Genomic DNA, 1,890 nt, shown 5'->3' on the forward strand with positions numbered 1-1,890 from the left:
ATGCAAAATTTTGGTTGGGAAATCATGGCGAATTTACCCTAAAAGATCCATATATTCATGAATGTGAATAAAATCTATTATGCTTAAAACGAAAGGATAAATCCGCTAAAATGCCTATAAATGGAGCAATATGAGAGTATTAAAATTTATTTTTATAATAGCGGCGTCTATTTTGTTTTGTTATGTGGCGGAGGAGCTTATAAATTATTTGATAATTAAGCCGCGCATTCCTATGGAATTTACCGATATAAATTTAACTAAAGCCGGCAATAAAGCGGAATTATATATAAATAACAAAGATGATAAAATTTGTAGATATTTTACTTTGGATTTTGTCTCATACGATTACGATAGAGATATGAAGCTCTTGGATGATGAGTTCGCAAATACGTATATAGGAGGGGAATACGACGTGAACGAAACGCTGCTGCGCGGTACCAAAATACCGCTAAGTCTAAAGATATACAAAATAGATAATGAGCCGAATAAATTTGGACGCAGAAAGGAGTATTTTTATTATAAGTTAAAACCCGTGTTTGCAGAGGTGAGGAATTTACGCCCCGCGTATATGCAAACGAGTATTTATAGGGGCGAGAAACACTATGACGCATATAGTGCGACGATCGCCTGCACGCCCTTACAAAAAGGTATGTATAAGGTAGAACTAGAGAATTTACAAGATTTGCCTATTTTTTCGAATGTAAAAATTTATTTTACTACGAAAGATAGCGGTCTTAAATATTAAGAAGGCCGCAAGAAAAGGTATTTGATAATCGCGATGTAGAAGCTAGCTCGTACAAACCTTTGTTTCTAGGCTTTTTATTTCGCATTTGTAATAAAAATATTAAGCAGCATTTAATCCGCCGCACAATACAATATATCGTAAATATAATTTGAAATTTAATGAAAATGCAGTTAGATTTTGTGCGCCCATTCGCACTTTGCGGATATCGAGGGTAGCCGCTAAGTCTAATTACCGAACTTGCGATAGCATGCGCTTTTTGGGCTACCATCTATGTTTATTTAAAGGAACATAATGAAAAATCCGCTTCGTTACGTGGATTATTGTAATGATCTAATCAAATTCGGCTTTGCCAAAAAGCATAATTTTTTAGCAATGATTGCCATGTTTTCTATGGTTTTTATGCCTATATGTTTTTTGGCTGCTTATGCAGTTGTACCTAGTGAGAAGTCCTTGCGGAATCCATATATTTTTTCCGGAACAGTAGAGAAATTTTCCAGATTTCATAGTTATAAAAGCGGTAATGGTTGCAAGATATCTGTAGCGGGAAATGGCAAAATCTTTTCTTGGGAATTTATCGACTTTCATATTGATACAAATAAATACGACTATGAAGAAAAATACTTTTGTGATTTTATATTTAGTAGATACATTAATAATAAATGCGTAATCTTAAAAATGATAAATCTTCATATCGTAGAATTTGGAGATTGTGATAATAAAGTAATCATCGAAGTTGATCTTAGGCAAAATTTCTTTGAACAAAAACTCTTTTTATTCAGCGGAATTATCTTGGCGCTAGTTTTATTTTTTACATTTTTTCAACTAAATAAAGCATATAAAAATTCATTAAAAGGGGCATAAATATATGGTATAACGTTTCCGCAATGTCTGATGCGATAAGAAATTCTACTTAAAAATACGCGCGGGAATTCATTCCACTCACGCCAAAATAAACTTTTTTCAATAAATCGCAAAATTTCTTGTCACTCATGTTTTGGCACTTCAAATTTATTGTTCATATATAAACTTTACTTCGCGATCCATATAGAGCTTACCGCGCAGCTTGCTATCCGCAGCGCTTACTCCTCGTTTCCCTCCGTTCGCACGATCAGGCTTTTTGGAAGGCGAAATTTCTCGATTATCTC

The 1,890-nt window shown here is 33.9% G+C and carries 2 protein-coding genes; both read left to right on the plus strand.

All coding sequences use genetic code 11. The annotated features are described in order from the left end of the window. Positions 1 to 130: 130 nt before the first annotated feature. On the plus strand, positions 131 to 745 hold the full coding sequence (locus tag Q0236_RS02205; RefSeq protein ID WP_297914539.1) for a hypothetical protein: 615 nt from the start codon (positions 131 to 133) through the stop codon (positions 743 to 745). 291 nt (positions 746 to 1,036) lie between these two features. After that, positions 1,037 to 1,606, plus strand: coding sequence for a hypothetical protein (locus Q0236_RS02210; RefSeq protein WP_297914542.1), 570 nt, complete (start codon positions 1,037 to 1,039; stop codon positions 1,604 to 1,606). Positions 1,607 to 1,890: the final 284 nt, after the last annotated feature.

The sequence above is a fragment of the uncultured Campylobacter sp. genome, assembly GCF_938031315.1.
Taxonomy (GTDB): Bacteria; Campylobacterota; Campylobacteria; order Campylobacterales; family Campylobacteraceae; genus Campylobacter_B.

Coding starts and splice junctions, on each gene's coding strand:
- Q0236_RS02205 (WP_297914539.1), top strand. CDS start 131: ATGAGAGTATTAAAATTTATTTTTATAATAGCGGCGTCTATTTTGTTT.
- Q0236_RS02210 (WP_297914542.1), top strand. CDS start 1,037: ATGAAAAATCCGCTTCGTTACGTGGATTATTGTAATGATCTAATCAAA.